Annotated in this window: 15 protein-coding genes; 9 read left to right on the plus strand and 6 right to left on the minus strand. The window is 76.4% G+C overall.

Features of this window, described 5'->3' with window-relative positions:
* Positions 1-157: 157 nt before the first annotated feature.
* From ACZ5DC_RS08850 to ACZ5DC_RS08870, 5 genes are all read right to left on the minus strand, one after another.
* The gene (locus tag ACZ5DC_RS08850) at positions 158-670 is read right to left on the minus strand and encodes a hypothetical protein (protein WP_468650789.1); all 513 of its coding nucleotides are present in this window, start codon (positions 668-670) and stop codon (positions 158-160) included.
* Positions 671-961: 291 nt separating this feature from the next.
* Positions 962-1,465, minus strand: coding sequence for a DUF5949 family protein (locus ACZ5DC_RS08855; RefSeq protein ID WP_468650791.1), 504 nt, complete (start codon positions 1,463-1,465; stop codon positions 962-964).
* Positions 1,466-1,622: 157 nt separating this feature from the next.
* On the minus strand, positions 1,623-1,910 hold the full coding sequence (locus tag ACZ5DC_RS08860) for a hypothetical protein (RefSeq protein ID WP_366750487.1): 288 nt from the start codon (positions 1,908-1,910) through the stop codon (positions 1,623-1,625).
* 132 nt (positions 1,911-2,042) lie between these two features.
* Positions 2,043-3,212: a hypothetical protein gene (locus ACZ5DC_RS08865; protein WP_468650793.1), complete on the minus strand. Its 1,170-nt coding sequence runs from the start codon at positions 3,210-3,212 to the stop codon at positions 2,043-2,045.
* A gap of 173 nt (positions 3,213-3,385) precedes the next feature.
* Positions 3,386-3,625, minus strand: coding sequence for a chaplin (locus ACZ5DC_RS08870; RefSeq protein WP_468650795.1), 240 nt, complete (start codon positions 3,623-3,625; stop codon positions 3,386-3,388).
* A gap of 213 nt (positions 3,626-3,838) precedes the next feature.
* On the opposite strand from ACZ5DC_RS08870, the gene ACZ5DC_RS08875 reads away from it, so the two are divergent.
* The 9 genes from ACZ5DC_RS08875 to ACZ5DC_RS08915 all read left to right on the plus strand — a co-directional run bounded on the left by ACZ5DC_RS08875 (position 3,839) and on the right by ACZ5DC_RS08915 (position 14,198).
* The gene (locus ACZ5DC_RS08875) at positions 3,839-4,186 is read left to right on the plus strand and encodes a hypothetical protein (protein WP_468650797.1); all 348 of its coding nucleotides are present in this window, start codon (positions 3,839-3,841) and stop codon (positions 4,184-4,186) included.
* Between the two features lie 57 nt (positions 4,187-4,243).
* The gene (locus ACZ5DC_RS08880) at positions 4,244-5,716 is read left to right on the plus strand and encodes a glycosyltransferase (protein ID WP_468650799.1); all 1,473 of its coding nucleotides are present in this window, start codon (positions 4,244-4,246) and stop codon (positions 5,714-5,716) included.
* Positions 5,713-7,134, plus strand: coding sequence for an exopolysaccharide biosynthesis polyprenyl glycosylphosphotransferase (locus ACZ5DC_RS08885; RefSeq protein ID WP_468650801.1), 1,422 nt, complete (start codon positions 5,713-5,715; stop codon positions 7,132-7,134). The genes ACZ5DC_RS08880 and ACZ5DC_RS08885 overlap by 4 nt, the downstream gene beginning before the upstream one ends.
* Before the next feature lie 3 nt (positions 7,135-7,137).
* Positions 7,138-8,499 carry an O-antigen ligase family protein gene (locus ACZ5DC_RS08890; protein WP_468650803.1) on the plus strand — a complete coding sequence of 454 codons (1,362 nt, stop codon included), beginning with the start codon at positions 7,138-7,140 and terminating at the stop codon, positions 8,497-8,499.
* A 343-nt stretch (positions 8,500-8,842) separates the two neighbouring features.
* Complete coding sequence (gene murJ / locus ACZ5DC_RS08895; protein ID WP_468650805.1) at positions 8,843-10,513, plus strand: murein biosynthesis integral membrane protein MurJ; 1,671 nt, start codon at positions 8,843-8,845, stop codon at positions 10,511-10,513.
* On the plus strand, positions 10,497-11,258 hold the full coding sequence (locus ACZ5DC_RS08900; RefSeq protein ID WP_468650807.1) for a polysaccharide deacetylase family protein: 762 nt from the start codon (positions 10,497-10,499) through the stop codon (positions 11,256-11,258). The genes murJ and ACZ5DC_RS08900 overlap by 17 nt, the downstream gene beginning before the upstream one ends.
* A complete protein-coding gene (locus ACZ5DC_RS08905; RefSeq protein ID WP_468650809.1) occupies positions 11,255-12,412 on the plus strand; it encodes a glycosyltransferase in 1,158 nt (385 codons plus the stop codon). Before ACZ5DC_RS08900 ends, ACZ5DC_RS08905 begins: the two co-directional genes overlap by 4 nt.
* Positions 12,409-13,062, plus strand: a complete 654-nt coding sequence (locus ACZ5DC_RS08910) for a YveK family protein (protein ID WP_468650811.1) — start codon at positions 12,409-12,411, stop codon at positions 13,060-13,062. The genes ACZ5DC_RS08905 and ACZ5DC_RS08910 overlap by 4 nt, the downstream gene beginning before the upstream one ends.
* Positions 13,059-14,198, plus strand: a complete 1,140-nt coding sequence (locus tag ACZ5DC_RS08915; protein ID WP_468650813.1) for a GNAT family N-acetyltransferase — start codon at positions 13,059-13,061, stop codon at positions 14,196-14,198. Before ACZ5DC_RS08910 ends, ACZ5DC_RS08915 begins: the two co-directional genes overlap by 4 nt.
* Here ACZ5DC_RS08915 and ACZ5DC_RS08920 read toward each other — a convergent pair.
* The gene (locus ACZ5DC_RS08920; protein ID WP_468650815.1) at positions 14,195-15,469 is read right to left on the minus strand and encodes a glycoside hydrolase family 26 protein; all 1,275 of its coding nucleotides are present in this window, start codon (positions 15,467-15,469) and stop codon (positions 14,195-14,197) included. The two genes, ACZ5DC_RS08915 and ACZ5DC_RS08920, sit on opposite strands and share 4 nt — an antisense overlap.
* Positions 15,470-15,653 lie beyond the last annotated feature (184 nt).

Consider the following 15,653-nt stretch of genomic DNA (forward strand, 5'->3'; position numbering starts at 1 on the left):
GGATCAGGTTCCGTACCGGCTAACCGGCCGAGGGCGCGTGGGGTCACTGAAGCGAAGCCGTACGGCGGGTACGGCCACCCGGCTGGGGTCTTCCGTTCGGATCAGGCCGGACCCGGGACCAGACCCCGCGCGCCCGGCATGATCCGAACGAGAGGCACTAGAGTCCCGGGCCCGTGCCCAGGTTGCCGTCGGCGACGGTCCGCAGGACCGGGGCGAGCACGCCGGCCTGGGGCAGCTTGGCGCCGGGAAGGCCGAAGTTGCCTCCGTCGGGCGCGGTCAGGGGGGCGTCGAGGGACAGGCCGGGGGCGAGGGCCCGCAGATCGCCCGCGGGCGCGTCGACGTCGAGGTGGTCGAAGCCGTCGCCGAGGAGATGCGGCAGCGGAGCCCTGGCGCCCAGGCCGGGCAGCCCACTGGTCACCGGCAGCTGGGGCAGGGTGCGGTCGGGCAGGAGCCGGCCCGTGACGTACCGGGGTCCGTCGGGGGCGCCCGGCTTCGGCAGCGGCAGCTCGGCGCCGAGCCTCGGCACCTCCATGCCGAGCGACGTGGAGGCGCCGCCCAGGGGCACCGGAACGGGGACCGTGCCGGCCGCCGCGGCCGGGGCGGCGGCCCCCGCGGTGACCGCGATGCCCGTGACGACGGCGGCGAGGGTTCCTCGGGTGGTCGGCTTCATGTCAGGTACGGTCCCTTTCAGGAGGCGGGGTGTTCGACGTCCGCCGGAATGCGGGGGCCGGCGTCCGTACCGCGTAACGAGCGGAAAACGCCTTCATTTCGGAATTCGCCCGGGTGCCGTAATAGTCAGCTCGTCGGTCAGCACCGGATTCGGCTGCCCCGGGGACGGAGCCCGGGTTCTCCGGCGGCTCGAAGACGTGCACGGTGGCGGCCCGGGCGGCCGGCGGCCCGGCCGCACCGCTGACGACGGGCGGCAGGGCGGGACCGCGGCCGGCGCCGGTGTCCCGGGGGATCAGACCCGCAGGCCGCGGGCGGGCAGATAGACGTGCGCGGCGGCGTTCGTCGTCTCCGGGGCTCCTGCGAACGCGGCCAGCTCCGCGCCGTCGGCCGGCCGGCGGGGACCGGTCGAGGGACAGACGCGCGTGGTGAACATGAAGTAGGTGTAACCGAGTTTCTCGACCGCCCTCAGCCACTCCGCCGGCGGGGTGACCTGCGTGGTGACGTGCGGCATCTGCAGGACGATCTGGCCCGCGACGACCAGCATGCCGACCTTCAGGCTGGGCCGGGTGGTGCCGTCGACCGGGTCGCCGCCCACGGGCAGGCCCATCTCGTCGAGGAGCCGCGCCACGGCGGCGGACGCGCCCTCCGGGCCGTCCGGGCCGTCTCCCAGCGAGCAGGCGAGGAGACACGGCGTCCTGCCGTCGCCCTCCTCGTTCCTGGCCATCCAGGCGAGCAGGGCGAGCGTGCCGAGGTCGGCGGCGCGGAAGGGGCGGATTTCGCTGGATACAGAGGTCACCGCGCGACCATATCGACGGGCCGTGGCGTGACCCGGCGGCTTCTCACCCTTCCGGAGCAACCCCCGGGGCCGCTCCACACGATCGAGGGACGGGGCCCCGGGCACGCGCCGGGGCCGGTCCGCGTGGATGCGGTACCGGCCCCGGCGGGAACGGGCGTCAGTGCTGCAGGGGCAGGCCGCCGAGCAGCCCCCGCTGGTTGAGGGTGGTGGTGACCCCCTTCACGCTGCTGAGCACGGAGTCCTTGTTCTCCGTGTTCAGCGCGTCCGACTGGTGCTGCAACGGCATCAGGTCCCGCACGGCGGGCGGCTTCTCGGCCAGCTCGGCGAGCGCGCCGTTGAGGCTCATCGGCGGCAGGTGCCGTGCGTCGTAGGCGAACGCGGGTGCGGCGACGCCGGCAAGGGCCACGGAACCGGCGACAACGGCGGCGGCCTTCAGGGACTTCATCGTGTTCCTTTCTTCGGCAACTCACGTCACCCGGGGAATTCTGACGCCCTGCCTAACGATGTCCGGCCGGGGCGGAAACCCCGCACCGAGAAGACATATGAAATTGCCGTACGGTCCGGTGAATCGCCCACGTCAGCTGGTCGTCGGCCGGCCCGACACCGCGGGGAGGCTGGGCAGCGGGGCGAGGGAGGGCAAGGACGGCAGGGGCGCCAGGGACGGCAGGGATTCGACGGTGGGGGTGGACGCGTCCTTGCCGAGGAGGGTCGTCCCGAGCAGGTCGACCAGGCCGGACACCACGTCGGTGGCGGACGAGAGGAGCTGGTCGAGCTGGTCGGTGACCGCCTTCACCAGGTTGTCGATCGCGGTCTGCAGGGCGGAGAGCGCGTCACTGGCGAGGTCGCGGGACGAGGGCAGCTCGGCGATGCCGCCGCGCCGTGTGGCCGCCCGCGCGGCCAGGGCCACCGGGGCGGCGGAGGCTGCGTGCGCGACCGGCGACGCCGGTGCGGCGGGGGCCGCGGGTTTGGCCGGGGTGCTCGGTACGGCGGCGGGCTTGGCGGAGGTCGTCGAGGAAGCCGGGGCGGTGGGCGCGGCGGGCTTGGCCGAGTTCGCCGGGGACGCGGGGGCGGTGGGGGCGGTGGAGGCCGCCGGAGTGGTGGCCGCCGCCGGCTTGGCGGACGTCGACGACGATGCGGGCGCGGTCGGCGCGGCGGTGGCCGTGGGAGCCCCGGGCTTCGCGGAGGCCGCCGGTGACGCGGACGCCGTGGGCTTCGCGGACGCCGCCGGTTTCGCCGGAGCCGCGGACGCCGCCGGAGCCGTGGGTGTCGCCGGCTTCGCCGCGGTCGGGGGCGTGGCCGCCGCAGGCGTCGTCGCCGTGTCGGTCGCCGGCTTCGCCGCGGTCGTGGGCGTCGTCTGGGCCGCGGGCTTGGCGGGCGTCGTGGGCGCCGCCGCTGGCTGGACGGCCGCCGTCGCCGGGGCGGCCGGCTTTGGGTCGGTGGCGGCCTTGGCGACGGCCGCCTTCGCCGCCTCCCCGAGCCTTCTGGCCTCGTCGGCGGGGAGCTTGCCCCGCTCCAGCGACCGGTTGACCAGATCGACGACCGGATCGAGCGCGGAGTCCGCCTGGCCCAGGGCTCTGACCTGGGCGAGCAGCTTCTCCTTGGCCGCTGCCGGAACGGACGCCCGGGAGGCGGCACGGTCGTGTTCCCGGGCCGCGTCGGCGGCGACCGCGATCGGGCCGGTGATCCCGACCAGGACGGACGCGCAGAGAACGGTGGACGCAAGACGCCGGGCCGGCACATCACGCATGGGTGTTCCTCTCGGTGGACGCTGGGACCTGACCCCACCGTCGATTCACCGATCGCTCACCGCAACCGCTCATCTACTCGCTGTGACCCGTCTGGAGGAGCACGAAACCGGCCGCCCACCCCGCGACGAACGAGCGGGACGGACGGCCGGCACCGAAGGGTGGCGCCCCGACGTCAGTCGCTGACGCAGGTGTTGCCGAACGCCGGGTTCAGCAGCGCGATGACGTCCACCGTGTTACCGCACACGTTGATCGGCACGTGGATCGGAACCTGAATGGCGTTGCCGGACAGCACGCCGGGCGAGCCGGCGGCGACGGCGCCCGCACCGGCGTCGGCGGAGGCCACGCCGGCACCGCCGGCGACGGCCGCGACGGCGGCGGAGGTCAGGACCAGGCCCTTCGCGATACGCGACATGGAGAGGTGCTCCTTGGGATCGACACGAACATCCGGGCGGGATGCCCGGCGTTGTGTCAACGCGTGGCGCTCCCGGGGGTTGTGCCGCCAATGGAGTGACAGGCGGGCGACACGCCTTCACAACTCGGACACAGGTGAGCGGTTTCTGATGGTTGGTCCGGTCAGCCGCTAGGGTTGCGGCCCTTCCCAGCACATGCGAAAGGGCTCGCCGTCATGCGCACGTTCCCGGGTCCGCCGCCGCGTACGACGGCGGGCGCCTCCGCCACCCTCTCCACCCGCGCGACGCGCACACCGTCCCCCGCTCTCCGGCGTACGCCCGTCGCGCGGCGCGACCCCGTCCCTCCCCCGGACGACGTACCCGGCCCCACGATCAGCGCATCGGGTGACGTACCCGCCCGGCGGATTCCGGCCTACGCCGACACGCTCGGCGACGACCCCGGCGTGTGCGATCTCGGCCGGGCTCTGCGACGGGGCGGTGACCAGCCGGGCTCCCGGCTCGTTTCCCACGCGGACGCGGCACGGGCCGGCGTGCTCTGCGCCGCCGCCAACGGCCCGAGGTAGCGCACGCGTTCACGACCGCAGTCCCGAGAGCGCCCCCGTGAGCGAGGTAACCCGCGAATGCACCATCGAGCACCCGACCTTCGGCCCCGGGTCCTGCACCTCGCGCAACCCGTCGACGGCGGTGTCGCCCGGGTCGTGCTCGACCTGGCCCGCGCCCAGCTCGCCGCGGGCCTTCGGGTCGCGGTGGCCTGCCCGGACGGCGCACTCGCCGCCGGCCTGCGCGAGCTGGGCGCCGACGTCCGGGACTGGCGCGCGGGCCGGTCCCCGGGTCCCGGCCTGCCGGGCGAGGTACGGCGACTCGCACGCCTGGTCGACGAGGTACGGCCCGCACTGGTGCACGCGCACAGCGCGAAGGCCGGCCTGGCCGGGCGGCTCGCCGTCCGCGGGCGGATCCCGACCGTGTTCCAGCCGCACGCCTGGTCCTTCGAGGCGGTCGGCGGCCTCACCGCGGCCCTCGCCCTGCGCTGGGAGCGGTGGGGGGCGCGCTGGGCGGACCGGGTGGTGTGCGTCAGCGAGGCGGAGCGTGCGACAGGTCTGCGCGCCGGGGTACGCGCGGCGTACGCGGTCATCCCGAACGGCATCGACACGACCCGCTTCGCACCGGCTCCGGCCACCGGCACCTCCGCGGTCCCCGCGCTGGACGGCACGGTTCACGCCTCCGGCACCGCGGACCACCCCTTCGACGCCGAAGCCGAAGACCGCCCCCTCGTCGTCTGCGTGGGCCGCCTCTGCCGGCAAAAGGGCCAGGACGTCCTGCTGCGCGCCTGGCGGGACGTCCTGGGCGCGCTGCCCCGGGCGAGACTGGTGCTGGTCGGCGACGGCCCGGACCGGGAGGGCTTACGCCGACAGGCGCCCCCGTCCGTGGAGCTGGCCGGTGCCGTCGCCGACCCCGTGCCCTGGTACCGGTCCGCCGACCTGGTGGTGCTGCCCTCGCGCTGGGAGGGCATGGCGCTCGCCCCGCTGGAGGCGCTGGGGTGCGGCGCCCCCGTCGTCGTCACCGACGTCGGCGGCGCCCGCGAGAGCCTGCCGCCGGCGCTCGCCGCGCACTGCCTGGTGCCCCCGGAGGACCCCGCGGCGCTGGCCGGTGCGATCACCGCGCTGCTGTCCGACCCACCGCTGCGCGCGGCACTCGGCGACCAGGGCCGCCGGCACGTCCTGTCGACGCACGACGTACGGCACACCGCCGAACGGATCGGGGCCCTCTACGGCGAACTCCTCGGCGCCACCGACACGGGCGCCGGTGCCGCCGGCACGAGCCTCGGCACCACCGACGCCGACTCCGGCACGGCCGACACCGGCTCCGACATCGCCGACACGGGCACCGGCGCCAACACCGCCGACGCGGACCCCCACACCGCCGCCCCAGCTCCCGGCTGCCCCGCCGACACCGCCCCCGGCACCCTCACCCCCGGGCCCGGCCCCGCCCGCACCGCCCCCGGCGACGCCGCTCCCCGCCCCGTCAGCCCGTCCGGGGCCGGTGGAAGCGCCCAGCCCGTGTCCCCCGAGTGCAGGGAGTCCATCCCCTCGTGACTGCGGAAAGCACCGTTCCCTCCCCCGGCTCGCAGCCTTGGGACCACGGATTCTCGCCCGTCTCGGTGTTGCCGGCCCGCGCCGCCGGCGGCTTCCGGTTCCCGGTGCGGCGCCCACCCGCGCGCCCCGCCTCCCCGCTGCCGCTGCTCGCCGCCGATCTGTTCGCCGCGCTGGCGGGCGCGGTCGCGCTGGACGAGGCCGCCCGCCGGCCGGTGCTCGTCGCCGCGCTGGTGTCCGGCGCGCTGCTGCTGCGCCCGTACTCCGCGCGGCCGGTGCCCGGTGTGCTCGAAGAACTCCCCGTGGTGTGCGGGCGGATCGCGGTGGCCTGGCTGGGCCTCGCCGCGCTGCTCGCCGCGCACGCCCCCGGGCGCGCCCTCACCGCCGGGACCCTGCTGCTGGGCTGGGCGCTGCACGCGGCGGCGGCCGGCGTGGGCCGGGGCGCGGTGTACTGGCGGCGCCGGGTCGTGCTGCGCCGCCACCCGCGGCCCGCCCTGGTGATCGGGCCCGCGGCGACCGCGCAGCGGGTGGCCGCGGCACTGCTCCGCCGGCCGGGCTGCGGGGTGCGCCCGGTGGGCGTGGTCGCGGAGGACCCGGACGGCGCCGGCGGACTGCCGGTGCTCACCACCGGCGAGGAGGTGGAACGGGCGCTGATCCAGAACGGGGTCCAGGTCGTCCTCTCCGTCCACCCGGCCGTGCGCACGGAGAGGGGGCCGCTGTTGCGGGCGCTCGCCGAGTCCGGCTGCGCGCTGTGGGAGGTGGACGCGGACAGCCCGGCGTACGAGGTGCGCGACCAGCTCGCCGGGTTCGCCGTGCGCCGGCTGGACCTGGGCGCGCGGCGGCGGACGAGCGTGGCCAAGCGGCTGCTGGACGTCGCGGTGTCCGGAGCGCTGCTGGTGCTGGCCAGCCCGCTGCTGCTGGTGTGCGCGGCGGTGCTGCGGCTCACCGGCGGGCCCGGGGTGGTGTTCCGGCAGGAGCGCATCGGCAAGGACGGCCGTCCCTTCACGCTGCTGAAGTTCCGCACCCACCGCCCGGCCGACGAGCACGAGGCGGCCACCCGGTGGAGCGTGGCCGACGAGCGGAGGATGAACCCGTTCTGCCGGTTCCTGCGGCAGGCCTCGCTGGACGAGCTGCTCCAGCTGTGGAACGTCTTCCGGGGCGACATGAGCCTGGTCGGCCCGCGCCCCGAACGGCCGTACTTCGTCGCCCGGTTCAGCCAGACCTACCCGGGGTACGCGGCACGCCACCGCATGCGGACCGGCATCACCGGGCTCGCCCAGATCAACGGGCTGCGCGGCGACACCTCGATCGAGGACCGGGCCCGTTTCGACAACGCCTACATCGACAACTGGTCGCTGTGGCAGGACGTCTGCATCCTGCTGCGGACCGCCGCCGCGCTGGTGCGGTCCACGGGGAGCTGACCGATGGCCCTCTCCCTGCCGCTCCGGCACCCCGCGCGGCTGTCCCCGGTCCTGCCGGTGGTGGCCGTCGTCGCGCTGCTCGCGCTGCCGGTCGCCCCCGGCGACGAGGGCGGCGCGGGGCCCGCCGACGCGGTGTCCGCGCTGGTCGTCGTCTTCTGCGCGGTACGGCTGCTGCGCGCGCGCCGCCGTCCGCTCGGCCGGACCGCCGCGCTGCTCCTCGGTCTGCCGGTGCCCGGTCTCGCGCTGGCCGCGCTGCACGCGGTCTCGCCGGGCGCAGGGCTCACCGGCCTCGGCCGTTACCTCCAGGTCTTCGTGCTCGTCCCGGCCGCCGTCGTGCTCCTCGTCCGTGACCGGGCCGACCTGCGGCTGCTGGCCTGGGCGTTCGTGGCGCTCGGCGGCTGGCAGGGGGCGGTCGGCGCGCACCAGTACGTCACCGGCACCGGCGCCTCCTACCAGGGCCAGGACGTCCGCGCGGTCGGCACGTTCGGTGTGTCGGACGTGATGGGCATGGCCACGGTGGTGTCGTTCGGGCTGGTGTGCGCGGTGGGTCTGGCGCTCGGCCGGACGTCGCCGAGGGAGCGGACGCTCGCCGTCTGCTGCGCGCTGGCCCTGTCGGTTCCGCTCGCCCTGTCCTTCAGCCGGGGCGCCTGGATCGCGACGGTGGTCACGGTCACCGTGCAGCTGGTGCTGTCCGGACCGCGCCGGGCGCTGAGGGTGGGCGCGGCGGCGGTGGCCGCGTGCGTGGTGCTGGTGGGCGGGCTGGGCGTGGGTACGGCGATGCTCCAGGAGCGGATCGACAGCATCACGCGGGTCACCGACGCGCCCGACCAGTCGGTCACCGACCGGTACACGATGTGGGCCGCGGCCACCGGCATGTGGCGCGACCGCCCGCTGACCGGCGTCGGTCTGAAGGGCTTCCCCGAGTACCGCGACGGGTACGCCTCGCTCGCGCTGTCCTCGGGCAGCGACACCGAGGGCGCGGGCGCGGCGTTCCGCCGGCAACCGCTGCTGTCCCCGCACAACATGTACCTGCTGGTGCTGAGCGAGCAGGGCCTCATCGGGCTGCTGTGCCTCGCGGGCGGCTGGCTGGCCCTGCTGGCGTGCGCGCTGCGCGGCCTGTGGCGGGCCCGTGCGCCCGGCGGCCGGGGCCTGGACTGCGCGCTGGTCGCCTGCGGGCTGCTGGTGTGGCAGCTCGTGGACTTCGCGTACGCAGACATCGGCGGCCCGTCGACCGTGCTGACGGCGGTGTGCTTCGGCCTGGTCGCCTGGTGGGCGCTGATCGGCGGCGACCAGGCGGGCTCCGGCGAGCACACCGCCGTACCGGCCGGGCGGGACAGGCGGCCGGGGCAGGCGGTACCGCGATGAAGGTCCCGGCGCCCTGTGCGCGCCCCGCGTCCGACGCGTTCCGCGCCGGACCGCGCACCGGGAGGCGGCCGAGATGACCCCGCCCAGGACCGAGGGGACGCCGGCCCCGGAACCCGGCGCCGCACCAGGACCGGGTGCCTGCCGTCCGGCGCTCGGGCCGGCACGGGACACCGCCGCGTCCTGCCCGCCGGCGCTCGGCACGGAACCGGAACCCGGCGCGCCCCGGCCGGCAGGCGACCCTCACCCGGAACCCGGCACCTCCTGGCCGGCACCCGGCGGGCACCCACTGTCCGGCCCGCCCCGGCCGGCGCCGGACGCCGAGCCGGCAGGCGGGACCGGTGGGGTGCGTCTGCCCGGAGCCCGGCCGGCCGAGGCGGTCACGGGGGCGGGTCCGCTCGGTCCGCTCCGTCCCCCGGTGCCACCGGTGTCCCCTCCCGCCCGGCACTCGCCGCCGACACGGCGTTTCCTCGCCCAGGCCACCCTCGTCACCGCGTCGCTCTCCATGGCGGCGGCGCTGCTCGGGCTGGTGCGGGACCAGTCGCTGGCCCGGCTGTTCGGGGCCGGGCGGGACACGGACGCCTTCCTGGTCGCGTGGACGGTGCCGGAGTTCGCGGCGACGCTGCTGATCGAGGACGGGCTGGCCTTCGCGCTGGTCCCGGCGTTCAGCATGGCCCTGGCCCGCCGCGCGCAGGGCGCCCCGGGCGATCCGGTGCGGGCGCTGGTGGCCGGCACGCTGCCCCGGCTGGCCCTGGGTTTCACGGCGGTCGGGGCACTGCTCGCGGTGGCCGCGCCGCAGTTCGTCACCGTCCTCGCGCCGGGCCTGCCCGACCCCGCCCTCGCCGTGGACTGCACCCGGCTCACCGCGACCTGCGTGCTGAGCTTCGGCCTCGCCGGGTACTCCAGCGCGGCGCTCAGGGCCCACCGCCGCTTCCTGGCGCCGGCCGCGATCTACCTCGCGTACAACGTCGGCATCATCACGGCGATGTACGCGCTCGGCGGCCGGTGGGGGGTGCGGTCGGCCGCGTTCGGGGTGACGGCGGGCGGCTGTCTGATGGTGCTGGTCCAGCTCCCTTCCCTGGTACGGCAGTTGCACCGCCGCCGGGCCGGCCGGACGGAGGCCGGGGCCGCCCCGGCCGCGCAGCCGCTGGCCGTGCCGCTGCTGGCCACCGTGCTGCTGTTCGCGCTGTGCCGGCAGTCGCAGGTGCTGATCGAACGGTTCCTCGCCTCCGAACTGCCCGCCGGGGCCATCTCGCACCTGAACTACGCGCAGAAGGTCGCGCAGATCCCGATGACGCTGTCGATGATGCTGTGCACGGTCACCTTCCCGGTGGTGGCCCGGGCGCTGGCCGACGGCGACACGGAGCGGGCCCGGGACCGGGTGGAGCGGGACCTGGCGCTGGCCGGCTGTCTGGTGCTGCTCGGCACGGCCGCGGTCGTGGCCTGCGCGCCGCAACTGATCGGACTGCTGTTCCAGCGCGGCGCGTTCACCGCCCAGGACACCGCGGCGACCGCCGGTGTGATGCGGGTCTACGCGCTCGGCCTGCTCGGCCAGACCCTGACCGGCGTCCTGGTCCGTTCCTACTTCTCGGCGGGCCGCGCCGCCTGGTACCCGGTGGCCGCGATGGCCGCGGGCATCGTCGTGACCTCCTGGACCGGTGCCTGGACGCTGGGGACCTGGGGGGTCACCGGGATCGCCGCCGCGAACGCCACGGGCATCACCCTCACCGCCGTGCTGCTCCTCGCCGGGATGCGGCGCGGGAGCGTACCCGTCCGGACCGGGCCGGTGCTGCGCGAGCTGAGCCGGCCGCTGCGGGCGGCGGTGGTGGCCACCGTGGCCGGCGGGTTCGCGGGGAGCATACCGGCGGGCCCGCTCGCCGGGCTGGCCGCCGGCGGCACCACGGTGACCGTCGTGTTCGTCCTGCTCTGCTGGGCGCTGGGCGCCCAGGGCTTCGCCCCCGCACTCCGTTCCGTACGCACCCTCACCCGAAAGCTCGCCCATGCCGTCCTCCGTTGAGTCCCCGGCCCCCGCCCGGCACCTCACCCCCGGCCCGGTCCCGTGGATCGCCATGTACCACTCGGTCGGCGACTGCTCCGACGACCCGTACCACCTCACGGTCAGCCCGGACCGGCTGGAGCGGCAGCTGCGCTGGCTGCGCCGGCGGGGACTGCGCGGGGTGTCGGTCACCGAACTCCTCGCCGCCCGGGCCCGGGGCGGGGGACGGGACCTGGTGGCGCTCACCTTCGACGACGGGTACGCCGACTTCCTCGGCAACGCCCTGCCGTCGCTGACCCGTTGGGGATGCACGGCGACCCTGTTCGTGCTGCCCGGCCGGCTCGGCGGCGACAACGCCTGGGACCCCCTCGGCCCGCGCAAGCCGCTGCTGACCGCCGACGGCATCCGGCGGGCCGCCGCCGCGGGCATGGAGATCGGCTCGCACGGCCTCACCCACGTCGACCTCACACGGGCCGGCGACGGCCTGCTGAGGGCCGAGACCGCCGGGAGCCGGACGGTCCTGGAGGAGCTGACCGGCGCCCCGGTCACCGGGTTCTGCTACCCGTACGGCACCGTCGACGGGCGTGTCGTGGAGGCCGTGCGGGAGGCCGGTTACGCCTACGCCTGCGCCATCGACCCCGGTGAGCTGACCGGCCCGCACGTCCTGCCGCGCGTGTACGTCGGGCAGAACGACACCGCCGTACGCCTGTTCCTGAAGTACCGGCTGCACCGGCTGCGCCGGCGGCCCGTCGAGGGGCTGCGGTGAAGGCCCTGCACATCATCACCGGGCTCGGCGTGGGCGGCGCCGAGCAGCAACTGCGGCTGCTGCTGCGGCACCTGCCGGTGGAGTGCGAGGTGGTGACCCTGACCAACCCCGGGCCGGTGGCCGACGGCCTGGCGGCCGACGGGGTCCCGGTGACCCACCTCGGCATGACCGGGAACCGCGACCTGGCCGCGCTGCCCCGGCTGGCCGGGCACATCCGGCGCGGCCGGTACGACCTCGTGCACACCCATCTCTACCGGGCCTGCCTGTACGGCCGGATCGCCGCCCGGCTGGCCGGCGTCCGCGCGGTCGTCGCCAGCGAACACTCCCTCGGCGACTCGCAGATGGAGGGCCGGCCGCTGACCGCCGGGGTGCGCGCGCTGTACCTGCTGGGCGAGCGGCTGGGCCGCTCCACCGTCGCCGTCTCCCCCACGGTCGCCGCCCGGCTCGCCCGCTGGGGAGTGCCCGAGCCGCGCGTCGAGGTCGTGCCCAACGGCGTCGACCTGGCGCGGTTCGCCTTCGACCCGGACGCCCGCCGGTGCACCCGCGACCGGCTCGGGCTGCCCGCCGACGCGTTCGTCATCGGCGGCATCGGCCGGCTCGTCCCCGGCAAGCGCTTCGACGTGCTGATCCACGCCCTCGCCCGGCTGCCCGCCGGCTGCCGGCTGCTGCTGGTCGGCGGCGGCCCGCAGGAGCCCGCGCTGCGGCAGGCCGCGCGGGAGGCGGGGGTCGCCGGACGGGTGCTGTTCACCGGGGAGCGGCCGTACCTGCCGGACGGCTCGGCCGGACCCGGCCTGCCCGCGCTGGCGTCGGCGATGGACGTGCTCGCCGCGCCCTCCCCCGAGGAGGCGTTCGGCCTCGCGGTCGTGGAGGCGCTGGCGGCCGGCCTGCCGGTGCGCTACACCTCCTGCCCCGCCCTGGAGGACCTGCCGCCCGGGGCCGCCCCGGACGCGGTGCGGGTCCCGTGCGACGCCGACGCCTACGCCCGCGCGCTCGCCGGGGTCCGCGCCGCCGGGCCCGGTCCGCGCACCGCCCCCGAGGCGGCCCGCCACTACTGCATCACCCGCAGCGCCGCCCGGCTCATGGACGTCTACGCGGCGGCGCTCGCCCGCACGGTCCCCCCGTCCCGATCCCCTGAGGGAGTCATCCCGTCATGACCGACAACCGCGTCCACCGCCGCCCCTTGCGCCCCTCCCGTCTGCGTGCGCTCCCGCCCTGGTCGCTGGTGGCGGCCGGGGCCCTCGCGGGCGGGCTGCTGGGCGGCGGGTACGGCGTGCTCAGGGCCCCGGAGTACACGGCGACCAGCTACGTCATCGCCGTCCCCACCGAGCGGTCCGACACCGCTACCGCGCTGGGCTTCGCGCAGGCCTACGGCCGGGTCGCCACCCAGATCGCGGTGCTCGGCGACGCCCAGGCGTGGGCCGGGGTGCCGGCGGCCACCCTGCGCGACAGCGTGCGCGCCGCGACCTCGCCGGACGCCCCGATGGTCGCCGTCTCCGCCACCTCCGACCGCCCGGCGCGGGCCGCCGACATGGCCAACGCGGTCGCCCGCGCGCTCACCCGGCACGCCGGCGCCGCCGAGGCCGACACGCACGTCCACCTCGTGCAGTTCTCCCGCGCGGTGACGCCCGGCGCGCCCACCTCGGCGTCCGCCGGGGTGACCGGACTCGTCGGGGCGAGCGCGGGCGGGCTGCTCGGCGCCCTCGCGCTGCTGGTCCGCCCCCGGCGCCGGCCGCGGGAGGAGGCGCTCCGCCCCGCCTCGGTGCCCGGTCCGGCCCTGGCCGCCGACGCGCACGGCCAGCTGTGACCGCGACCTACCCGCAGGGCCTCGCGCGTCCCGCCCGCCCCACGGAACTCGTCACCGAACTCGTCACCGACGCCGACGCCTTCGCGGCGCTGGGCCCGGCCTGGGCGCGGCTCCACGCGCGGTGCGCCGCCGCGACCCCGTTCCAGAGCCACGCCTGGCTGCACTCCTGGTGGCTGTCGTACGGACGGCACGGGCGGCTCCGGCTGCTGGTGGTGCGGGCGGGCCGGGAGCTGGTGGCCGTCGCGCCGCTGATGCTGGTGCGCCGGCCGCTGCCCGCGCTGGTGCCGCTCGGCGGGACGATCTCCGACTACACGGACGTGCTGCTGGACGACGGCGACGACGGACGGGCGGCCGGCGCGCTCACCGAGGCGCTCAGGGACGCGGCCCGCACGGCGCTGGTCGACTTCGGCGAGGTCCGCCCGGGCGGCGCGGTGGAACGGGTCTACGACCGCTGGCGCGGGCCGCGCCGGACGCTGTGCGACTCGCCGTGCCTGGAACTGCCCGCCGTGTCCATGGAGGAGCTGATCGCCCGGCTGCCGTCGAGGAAGTCGGGGCAGCGGGTGCGGGCCAAGCTGCGCCGGCTGACCGCGCTGGGCGTGCGGCGGCGGACGGTGGGCCCCGACGAGGTCGACGCGGCGCTCGAACGGCTGCTGGAGCTGCACCGGATGCAGTGGCAGGGGCGGAGGGTGACGAGCGAGCACCTGCGGTCCCGGTTCCGCGAGCACCTGGTCCGCGCGGTGGGCCCGATGGTGCGCGCGGGGAACGCGGTGGTCACCGAGTTCCGGCTGGGCGACGAGGTGGTGGCCGTGGACCTGACCCTGCTCTCGGGCGGCCTGGCCGGCGGCTATCTCTACGGCGCGCATCCGGGACTGCGGCAGCGGAAGGCGGACGTGGCGGTGATGCTGCTGGACGCCTGCGCCGAGCACGCCGGCGACGGCCGGCGCGGCACGCTGAGCCTGCTGCGCGGCGACGAGCCGTACAAGCACCACTGGCGGCCCGAGCGGGTCGTCAACCGGCGGCTGCTCATGGCCCGGCGGCGCACCGCCCCGCTGCTGGCGGCCGCGCTGTGCGACGCGGCCGTCCGGCAGCGGGGCCGGGAGGCGGTGCGGCGGTGGCGGGAACGGGGGCGGGGTTAGCGGTTCCGCGACCACCAGTCGAGGAGGCAGAGGTTTCCGCCGAGCCAGTGCCCCCAGTCGCCCGGGCCCAGCGGCGAGCAGTCGGCCGGGGGCCCGGTGGTGGGGGCCGGCGTGGGGGCCGGGGGCGGCGGGGGCACCGGGCCGGGCCGCTCGGTGCGGCCGTACAGGGCGGCCCGGTAGATCCGAGACGAGCGGGGATTGGCCGCGCACTGCCACACGCCGTGCGGGCAGTAGTCGGTCAGCGTGTTGTACAGCGGCCTGTGCTCGTCGATCCAGTCGAGCATGCGCCGCATGTACTCGGCGTCGTCACCGTTCTGGAAGAGCCCCCATTCCGGATAGGACAGGGGCTTGCCGTGGGCCTTCGCGAAGTCCACGTGCTGCTGGAGGCCGTAAGGCTCGGCGACCTGGTCGTCGAAGGACAGCCCGCTGGGCTGGTCGTAGGCGTCCATGCCGATGATGTCGACCGTGGCGTCGCCGGGGTAGCACTCCGTCCACGGTACGGCGTCCCGGCCGCGGCTCGGCGTGAAGTCGAACCGGAACCTCTGCCCCGGCACCGAGCGCATGGTGGTGACGATCCTGTTCCAGTACGTCTTCCATGCCGCGGGGTCCGGTCCGCAGCGGTGGGTGTAGGTGGTGCCGTTCATCTCCCAGCCGGGCACGATCACCGTGTCCGGCACCTTCAGCTCCACCAGCCGCTCGGCGAGGGCCCTGAAGTGGTGGTCGAACGCGCCGTCCGCGGCCTGCCGCAGCAGCCACCGCACCTGGACGTCCGAGAGGTTCTCCTCGTTGCGTTCCTGCATCGGCACGTTGAGGACGAGCGTCCGGTCCGCCTTCTCGCGCCGCCACCGCGCCCAGGCGTCCAGGAAGCCGGGCGCTCCCTCGATGTCCTGCCAGCGGTCGCCGGGCAGGTAGGTGTGGGCGACCTTCACCTCGGTCCCGCCGAGCCACTGGCTCACCTCGGCCATGCGCGCGACACCGCGCGGCCCGGAGTCGAGGAACAGCCCGAAGTCCGGGACGGGCCGGCCGGAAGCGGGGGGCACGGGGCTCTGCGAGGGGGTGGCGGGGAGGGGGACGGGCGGTGTCACCGGTGCGGGGGCCGGAGGAACGGGCGGGCTGGAGGAGGCCGCCGGGGTGGGCGGGACCGCGGCACGCGCCGTTCCGGGCCCGGTGTCGAGCCCGGGGCCGGCCGCGAGGGTGACCGACGCGACGACCGCCGCCGCGAGGACGGCGGCCGGCCGCGTGGACCGGGCCCTGCGCTGTCGCGGAGCCATGCCCGCTCCTTTCCCCAGTCCCCTTCGAAGTCCCGCCCCGCGCCGTCCGGCCGCTGACGCCCGGTCATGTCCGTACGGCCGGCCGACCGGAGGTGCGGGGGGTGGGGCGGGTGCGGCCGGGTGCCGGCCCTCGGTCCGGCACCCGGTGGGCCAGGGTCTTCCGTTCGGATCGGGCCGGATCAGC

The organism is Streptomyces sp. NPDC031445 (assembly GCF_055581365.1).

Excerpts from the sequence above, each read along its gene's own strand:
- ACZ5DC_RS08850 (WP_468650789.1), bottom strand. The coding sequence starts at position 670 with ATGAAGCCGACCACCCGAGGAACCCTCGCCGCCGTCGTCACGGGCATC.
- ACZ5DC_RS08860 (WP_366750487.1), bottom strand. The coding sequence starts at position 1,910 with ATGAAGTCCCTGAAGGCCGCCGCCGTTGTCGCCGGTTCCGTGGCCCTT.
- ACZ5DC_RS08865 (WP_468650793.1), bottom strand. The coding sequence starts at position 3,212 with ATGCGTGATGTGCCGGCCCGGCGTCTTGCGTCCACCGTTCTCTGCGCG.
- ACZ5DC_RS08870 (WP_468650795.1), bottom strand. The coding sequence starts at position 3,625 with ATGTCGCGTATCGCGAAGGGCCTGGTCCTGACCTCCGCCGCCGTCGCG.
- ACZ5DC_RS08875 (WP_468650797.1), top strand. The coding sequence starts at position 3,839 with ATGCGCACGTTCCCGGGTCCGCCGCCGCGTACGACGGCGGGCGCCTCC.
- ACZ5DC_RS08880 (WP_468650799.1), top strand. The coding sequence starts at position 4,244 with ATGCACCATCGAGCACCCGACCTTCGGCCCCGGGTCCTGCACCTCGCG.
- ACZ5DC_RS08890 (WP_468650803.1), top strand. The coding sequence starts at position 7,138 with ATGGCCCTCTCCCTGCCGCTCCGGCACCCCGCGCGGCTGTCCCCGGTC.
- ACZ5DC_RS08900 (WP_468650807.1), top strand. The coding sequence starts at position 10,497 with ATGCCGTCCTCCGTTGAGTCCCCGGCCCCCGCCCGGCACCTCACCCCC.
- ACZ5DC_RS08910 (WP_468650811.1), top strand. The coding sequence starts at position 12,409 with ATGACCGACAACCGCGTCCACCGCCGCCCCTTGCGCCCCTCCCGTCTG.
- ACZ5DC_RS08920 (WP_468650815.1), bottom strand. The coding sequence starts at position 15,469 with ATGGCTCCGCGACAGCGCAGGGCCCGGTCCACGCGGCCGGCCGCCGTC.